The following is an 8,190-nucleotide window of genomic DNA, read 5'->3' as shown; positions in this document are numbered from 1 at the left end:
TAAAAGAAACTGAAACTATCCTAATAGTAACAGACAAAAATAAGTTAGATATAGCTAACTCAATAAAAGAAGCAGCAGAAAAAATAGCAGATTATTCTATTAATTCTCTATATGACGCATATTCTGGCGGTTTTTTTGAAAGAAACAGTAAAGATATTGATTTGTATGCAGAAGATGAATTAATCTTAACAGACAAAGCAGCCCAAGAAAATGGAATCATAATTTTTGCATTATCGAAATTATATACGCATAATGGAAACTTGCTTTATCTCAATGCGGCGATTAAAAGTTTTGGTAATATGATGGGATCAATAAGCCAACATGACAGAGGCTATTAATATGCAATAGCATCTGAATATATTATACAAAATAATTTAATAAATGAATACAACAAGAATATTGCAGCAATTGGAGAGCAAGATAAAGAAATACAAAATTCTACAAAAATTAGGAGAATTGCGCGAGTCGATTAATGAATACAAACTTCATAAATCTAAATTGGTCAAAGTTTTTTTGCTGTCGGTTGCGATGCAGACCTTGAGAATTGTAGTTTATTATTTAGCATCGCTGGCGGTAAACGCGAATATTCCGTTTCAATATTTTATGATTTTTACACCCATCGTTATGTTTTTTGTCATGCTGCCAATCTCACTTGCGGGAATTGGCCTGCGCGAAAGCAGCTTTGTTTATTTCTTCACCAAAGTAGGTGTTCTGGGAACGATCGCTTTTGCTATTCCTGCTTTGGTTTCATTAATGGTTGTCATTTCTGTTTTACCAGGAGGTGTGATAGTAGCTTTAAAAGGTCTTGCGCTTAAAAAGCAACCGGTGACTGTCGAAGAATCCTCGGTTATAACATGATCGAAAAACTTCGGAAAAACCGCCATGAAATAAGTCTTGAGTTACGTTCTTTTCGAAATGACGGCTATCCTGATTTCGTAACATCCTCGTCTCCTACCACATTAAAAAATCACATACCCGTCTTCATGTTTCATTCAATTAACCCCAAAATTTTTAAGGAACAATTGAGGTTTTTGTCGGAAAATGGCTATCGAACAATTACCTGTGATGAATTCTATGAAATAATTATACAACAAATTGCGGTTTCGGAAAAAACAGTTCTGTTAACCATTGACGACGGCAAGAGCAGCGTTTGGGTTTATGCTTATCCCTTGCTTAAGAAGTACGGTTTTAAAGCAACGGTTTTTCTCATTCCGGGTTATATGAAAGAATCTGACAAATATTTATTGAATTTGGAGGACTTCTGGCAGGGTAGATGCCGGCTGGAGGATCTTAAGGACCGGGATGCGGACTTCTTTCCCTTACTGACCTGGGAAGAAACGACAAAACTGCATGAAAGCAGGGTCCTCGATTTTCAATGTCATACACTTTATCATCACAAAATTTACACAGATGAGAAGATTGTCGATTTTGTTAACCCCATCCAGCCAAAAAATAATTTTAATCTGATACTTCCGAAAGATTATGAAAACCAAATTCAAGATAATGATATTCAAGAATTTTATGGGATGCCCATTTATGAAAATGACTCATTAATGGCGGCAAAACCACGGCTTTTGCATAATGTCAGGTTAACTGAACTTTGCATTGACCACGTCTCTGAGCATGGCGGGGAAAAGTTTTTCGAAAGGACATCTTGGCGGCAAGAGCTAGGCGATTTGGGTGAAAATTTTCGAAAAAACTCAAGTGATAATTTGAATAGTTTTCAATCTCCTGAGGAACAAAACTCGATATGTTTGAGAATTTGCGCAAGGCAAAAGACTTAATTCAAAAAAAACTGCACGGCAAAAAGGTTAGACACCTTTGCTATCCTTATGGCATCTTTTTTCAATGAAAGGAATTGCAACGGAAAAAGCTTTGGCGTTGTCATTCTTGATTTTATTGATGTTCGGCTTTAATATTTTTGCCTGTTACCTTTATTCGTTAATCCATGAGTTAAGAAATTACAGAAACTATAATATGGTATCAAAAGGAGAGTGTTAAAATATGGCACATTATTTAGTTACCGGCGGAGCAGGCTTCATTGGTTCAAACATCGTTGAAGAATTACTGCGTCGAAAGCAAAAAGTACGGATTTTGGACAATTTTTCAACTGGTAAAAGAGAAACTGTTGAGTTCCTGATTAACAAAGCTTCCAAGCTTAAAAATTCTAATGGTAAAAAAAACAACGGAAACTCAAATTTAGAAGTATTTGAGGGCGATCTCCGTTCTTATCATATCGTAAGGGAAGCTGTGGAAGGTGTTGATTATATCCTGCATCAAGGGGCACTTCCATCCGTTCCACGGTCGGTTAGAGATCCAATAACTTCGAATGAAGTCAATGTGGTTGGAACTTTGAATATCTTAAATGCCGCAAAGGAGACCAAAGTCCGCAGGATCGTTTATGCTTCCTCTTCTTCTTGTTATGGTGATTTGGCGCAACTGCCAAAAACCGAGGATATGCTTCCGAACCCCCTTTCTCCGTATGCTGTTTCTAAATTGGCGGCTGAGAAATATTGTCAGGTATTCTACAAATTATATAACCTGGAAACCGTTTCGGTCAGGTATTTTAATGTGTTTGGACCGCGTCAGGATCCAACTTCTCAATACTCGGCTGTGATTCCGAAGTTTATCAGCATAATGATGACAAGCAAAGCCCCGGTCATTTACGGTGATGGCGAACAGTCGCGCGATTTTACATACGTTCAAAATGTCGTTGAGGCCAACTTACAGGCCTGTGAAGTGGGACACGAAGAGTTGGCGGGCGAAGTTTTTAACATTGCCTACGGTAAAAGAATAACGCTCAATGATCTGGTTGAAAAAATCAATGGTATTTTAGGAACGACTATTAAACCCGTTTATTCGGAACCAAGAGCCGGCGACGTAAAACATTCACTGGCAAACATTGGAAAGGCCAGACAATTCTTAGGCTATGATCCAAAGTTCGATTTTGACCAGGGCCTTAAGATGACAATTGATACCATGAGAAAACATGAGGTTGAAGAGTATGCGAAAGCCAGTTAGCCAGTTCTTCAAAAATATACCTAACTTTATCGAGATAGAGTTTTAGTTTTTGTTCTTTGACTTCTATTTTGGCGATGGCATACTCATAAATGCCTCAGGTGGGATTCGAAATTTTTCTCCAATGATGTCAAGAAGACCATTGCTTCTAATGAATCGCACCAAATGGTACTTTACTTCATGCCGGAGAACAACACGACGTCAACTTTCAAATTCTTAGATATGTTGTCAATGTTAACGAACAACAGCGCGACGTGATGATTCAAAAAATCAAACAGGCAGTAAGCAGTCTGAAAAACAAAACTGGGGGGTTATCCTTTAAGTCAAACACGGACGATTGCGAAAAGCCCTTCGTTTAGCATCATACAGACTCTGGTTAGTGAGGGAGTTACGGTGAAAGCCTTCGATCCCCTGGCAATGGAAAATGCAATTTTTTTTTACCCTAATTAATCTATTGCGAAGATACTTACGGAGTCGCCACAAATTGCGATGCACTGATTTTCATAACTGAATGAAATCAATTTCGGAGTTTGGATTTAAATAAGATTATGCAACTCATGAAGACGGCCATTATTGTTGATTTGAGGAACATATACGACCCTATAAAAATGAAGGAAAAGGGCTTCGGTTAAACAAGTATTGGACGGCCAAGTTGAATCTGATAGGAAAATTCGCTTGATCAAGAAGGGGAGTTTGTGCTCGTCAGTTACATCGTTCCACAATGGTACATGATTCTGCTAATATTCATCCGCTTCAGCCCTGCCTAAATACACAATAACCTGTTGTAAAAACAGTAGGTTGCAAAAATCTGGTTACGTGGCACCATAATTGCAAACTAACGGTAGATTTTTCGAGAATTGTTGACATCTTCCAAATGCAAAGAAATTTAACAAAAATAGCATCAGATACCTATGACTTAGTGGTCATTGGTGGTGGAATTTATGGAGCTTGTGTGGCATGGGATGCTGTCTTACGAGGATTGTCAACTGTGCTGGTTGAGAAGCAAGACTTCGGTGCTGGTACTTCTTCAAACAGTCTGAAGATAATTCATGGGGGCTTCAGATATTTGCAGCAGGTCGATCTGAAAAGAATGAGAGAATCCATCCGGGAGAGAAAGATACTCATGAGGATTGCCCCCCATTTGGTTCATCTGCTTCCCGTTCTGGTACCTGTTTATGGGCACTTATTCAAGGGCAGGGAGATGATGGCTTGCGCACTTTTTTTGAACGATTTAATCGGCTTCGACCGAAATCGATTGAGCGATCCGAGTAAAGATATACCCAAGGGACGCGTGCTTTCTAAAGAGGAATGCCTTAAGGTGCTTCCCGGAGTTGAAACAAAGGATCTCACTGGCGCTGCCCTTTGGTACGACGCGCTAGCCTATAATACTGAAAGACTGGTACTTTCGTTCTTGTTGTCCGCCATTGACAAAGGGGCTCGGGTTGCCAATTATACCGAGGTGATTGAATTTCTGAAGGATGGCAAGGCCGTGTATGGTGTTCGAGTTAGAGACGTCTTGACCGGCGATGAATTTGATATAAAATCGAAAATGACGATCAACGCTGGAGGTCCCTGGCAGCATCAGATCCGCAGTCTAGTGGGTCGCTCGAATGGCGAAAGCCCCAAATTTGCAAAGGCGGTCAACCTCGTCACGCGGCGAATCATCGCCGACTATGCTTTTGGCGTTTCTAATGTACGCAAAGATAAAGATGAGCCAGAGTTTCTAGACCAAGCTCGCTTTTATTTCATTGCTCCTTGGCGCGAATATTCTATAGTTGGTACTGAGTATCAATATTTTCAAGATTCTCCCGATAAATTAAGCATTACAGAACAGGATATTACAAAGTTGATCGCCAAGATCAATAGTTTTTATCCTAATGCGAATCTTAAGAGGGAAGATGTTTATTTTCACCATGTTGGCCTGGTTCCAATCGCGGACAAAAGTGCCACAAACGGTAGCTTGAGCCTGGCAAAGCACTATCGCATTTATGACCATAAGAAGATAGACGGACTGGAGGGGCTCATCTCTATACGTAGTGTGAAATATACGACTGCACGCGACGTTGCCGAAAAAACAATCAATCAAGTTTTTCGTAATTTGGGTCAAACTCCACCAAAGGCATTGTCGAGAACGGTGCCCATTTATGGCGGCGAGATCAACAATTTTCGGGAATTCCTTGAACAAGAAAAAATGGCTTCTTCAAAACGCTTGCCGCCAGAAGTGGTTGAGCATCTTATTTACACCTATGGCTCTAAGTATGTTGAAGTACTAAAATATGTAGATCAACAGCCTGCTCTTGGTCAAACAATATCTGATTCCACAACTGTTTTGAAGGCGGAAGTCATTCACGCCGTTAAGGAAGAAATGGCGCTGAAGTTATCTGATGTGGTTTTTCGTCGCACTGAGCTCGGTACCGCGGGAAACCCGGGCTTAGACAGTTTAAATGAATGCGCATCTTTAATGGCACAGGAGCTCGGTTGGGATCGTCATAAAATCGAAGAAGAGATACAAGAAACACAAGCGGTTTATACTTGCAATGAGCAATAAAGATTGGCCAGTAAAACTCTTTAGGAGGTCAGTTCATAAACAACGTAAGTGGAAGGAGATTCGCTCTTTCCTAAGCGATACGGAAGGCCTTACGTGTTTGGATGTTGGCTCCGATAATGGCGTCATCAGTCTTATGCTTCGTGAGCGAGGCGGGAAATGGGCGAGTGCGGATCTGGACGACACTGCCGTAAACTCAATACGAAACCTGGTAGACCGTGACGTTTTTAAAATTGACGGCGGTAGAACGCCCTTTGAGGATGATGAGTTTGACAGAATTGTTATTGTCGATTTTCTTGAGCATATACCAAACGATGGCGAATTTATTTCCGAGCTTTTTCGAATCATGAAGCCGGATGGCGAGCTGATTATAAATGTTCCTCACCTCAAATTGAATTATTTGCGGAGACTTCGATATCTGCTAGGTCAAACCGATGAGAAGCATGGACATCTCCGCCCCGGTTATACAGTTGGTCAGCTCTCCAAGCTGCTTGAGGGAAAATTTACAATAATCTCCCACAAATCCTATTCCCGTTTCTTTTCTGAGCTGATCGATACACTCATTACTTTCGGGTATGGCCTGTTACAAGGGAATTCTGAGCAGGCCACCTCAAATGGGACAACCAAGGGCGTACTGGTTACCGAAGCTGAGATGAAGAAATATAACAAAGTTTTTCTAATTTATTCATTTATTTATCCTTTTGTTTGGCTCTTTGCCAAACTCGATGCCTTAATCTTTTTTCGTTCGGGCTATTTGCTAATGATAAAAGCGAAGATTAATAAATCCTAGTTATGTGGAAACAGGAGTGTAAGATAACTTGATGATGAAGGAAATAGAAAGCATCAAGAAAGAAAGAGTTGGCGACCAGGCGATAAACTCACTTCAAGAGACGCCTGATATTGAAACATCATCCGAAGATTATGCAAGTCGGTTCAGCGGTAAGGTCGGAGAGTGGTTCTTGCGTGTTCAGGAAAAGGCCACACTGAATATGATCTCAGAATGGCCCAACGCAACAGTACTGGATGTCGGTGGAGGTCACGGACAACTTACCGGGCCATTGTTAAATCATGGGTACAATGTCACCGTAATTGGAAGTGATGAAACGTGTCAGAATCGGATAAACGAATATCTAAAAGAGCATAGCTGCAGATTTGAAGTCGGAAATCTCTTGGACCTGCCATTTGAAAACGAGTCATTCGATGTTGTCGTGAGTTTTCGATTGGTCCCGCACGTAGAGCAGTGGCCTAAGCTGATAGCGGAATTAACCAGAGTGGCTCGAAAAGCAGTTATCGTCGATTATCCAACATTAAGAAGCATCAATTATCTAACACCGCTGTTTTTTAAATTGAAAAAGAGAATTGAAGGGAACACACGTTATTATCGATCCTTTTATGAAGACGAGTTATTGAAGGCGTTTAAACAGAGTGGGTTTGTGAGAGCCAGTCGATATGCCGAGTTTTTCTTGCCGATGGTACTGCATCGCGCTTTAAGAATGCCATTTCTTTCTTCTTTTACAGAAGGAGTTTTTAGGGGTGTCGGACTCACGTCTTTATTTGGCTCTCCGGTTATCTTGAAAATGGTACGAAGCACAGGTTGAAATGAGAATTCTATTTCTAGCGCCCCATCCATTTTATCAGGATCGGGGCACACCCATTGCCGTAAATTTGATGCTGCAAGCATTGTCTGAACGTGGGGAAGAAGTCGACGTTTTGACATATCATGAAGGCAGAAATGTTTCTTATGAAAACGTTAATATTTTTAGAATCCCAAACCTATTTTTTGTGAAGGATGTTCGACCCGGTTTCTCAGGGAAAAAATTGATATGCGATATTTTTATGTTTTTACAAGTGTTTTCAATGTTATTTAAAAGACGCTATGACATTGTTCATGCAGTAGAAGAGTCGGTATTTATGGCCTTAACTGTTAAGAAAATATTTCGAATTCCTTACATTTATGACATGGACTCTTCAATTGCACAGCAAATGGTTGAAAAATTCTCATATCTTGCCCTTTTCTCAAGGATATTTGCTCATGCCGAAAGAATTGCTGTAAGACAGTCGCACGCTGTAGTGCCAGTTTGTGATGCACTTGCTAAAACTGTAAAAGAGTATGACCCGAATAAAAAAATTGTTGTCCTGCATGACATACCTCTATTGGATGAAAGTCGTAACAATCACTGTTTGAATTTTAAAAAAGAATTTAGCATTCAAGGCTTGACCTTGCTGTACATTGGAAATCTAGAAATCTATCAAGGCATCGATCTTTTGCTGGAAAGTTTTCAGAAAGTTTTAGAAAAGCGCCATTCTGTCGATTTAATAATTCTTGGCGGAATGGATGCGGACATTAAAAAATATCAAAACAAATGTCGCCATCTGAGAATTGCAAGCAGGGTTCATTTTGCTGGGCAAAAACCGATTGATCAGTTAGCCGGGTACTTAAAACAGGCCGATATCTTGGTTTCTCCTAGAATTAGAGGTGAGAATACGCCTATGAAAATTTACTCATATCTTAAATCTGGAAAGGCGGTTTTGGCTACAGATATTTATTCTCATACCCAAGTCTTGAACAATCGAGTTGCTGCACTTGCAAATCCCAATACTGAAGAATTTACCACAGCGATGATCAG

At 40.2% G+C, this 8,190-nt stretch carries 8 protein-coding genes; all 8 read left to right on the top strand.

Annotated features, from left to right (window positions below; translation table 11 throughout):
* Nucleotides 1-338 (top strand): hypothetical protein (locus IH879_15170; protein ID MCH7676275.1); only part of this gene is annotated, 338 nt, incomplete at its 5' end.
* 43 nt (nucleotides 339-381) lie between these two features.
* On the top strand, nucleotides 382-858 hold the full coding sequence (locus IH879_15165) for a flippase-like domain-containing protein (protein MCH7676274.1): 477 nt from the start codon (nucleotides 382-384) through the stop codon (nucleotides 856-858).
* Nucleotides 855-1,784, top strand: coding sequence for a polysaccharide deacetylase family protein (locus IH879_15160; protein ID MCH7676273.1), 930 nt, complete (start codon nucleotides 855-857; stop codon nucleotides 1,782-1,784). The genes IH879_15165 and IH879_15160 overlap by 4 nt, the downstream gene beginning before the upstream one ends.
* 220 nt (nucleotides 1,785-2,004) lie before the next feature.
* Nucleotides 2,005-3,021, top strand: a complete 1,017-nt coding sequence (locus IH879_15155) for an SDR family oxidoreductase (protein MCH7676272.1) — start codon at nucleotides 2,005-2,007, stop codon at nucleotides 3,019-3,021.
* Nucleotides 3,022-3,892: 871 nt separating this feature from the next.
* On the top strand, nucleotides 3,893-5,566 hold the full coding sequence (locus IH879_15150) for a glycerol-3-phosphate dehydrogenase/oxidase (GenBank protein ID MCH7676271.1): 1,674 nt from the start codon (nucleotides 3,893-3,895) through the stop codon (nucleotides 5,564-5,566).
* Nucleotides 5,556-6,353, top strand: a complete 798-nt coding sequence (locus IH879_15145; protein ID MCH7676270.1) for a class I SAM-dependent methyltransferase — start codon at nucleotides 5,556-5,558, stop codon at nucleotides 6,351-6,353. Before IH879_15150 ends, IH879_15145 begins: the two co-directional genes overlap by 11 nt.
* 34 nt (nucleotides 6,354-6,387) lie before the next feature.
* Nucleotides 6,388-7,161: a methyltransferase domain-containing protein gene (locus IH879_15140; protein ID MCH7676269.1), complete on the top strand. Its 774-nt coding sequence runs from the start codon at nucleotides 6,388-6,390 to the stop codon at nucleotides 7,159-7,161.
* Nucleotide 7,162: 1 nt separating this feature from the next.
* Nucleotides 7,163-8,190: glycosyltransferase family 4 protein (locus IH879_15135; protein MCH7676268.1), on the top strand; the 1,028-nt coding region annotated here is incomplete at its 3' end.

Source organism: candidate division KSB1 bacterium, from assembly GCA_022562085.1.
GTDB lineage: Bacteria > Zhuqueibacterota > Zhuqueibacteria > Oceanimicrobiales > Oceanimicrobiaceae > Oceanimicrobium.
The sequence above is the reverse complement of the archived record's forward strand: the minus strand, read 5'-3'. Positions and strand labels throughout refer to the sequence as shown.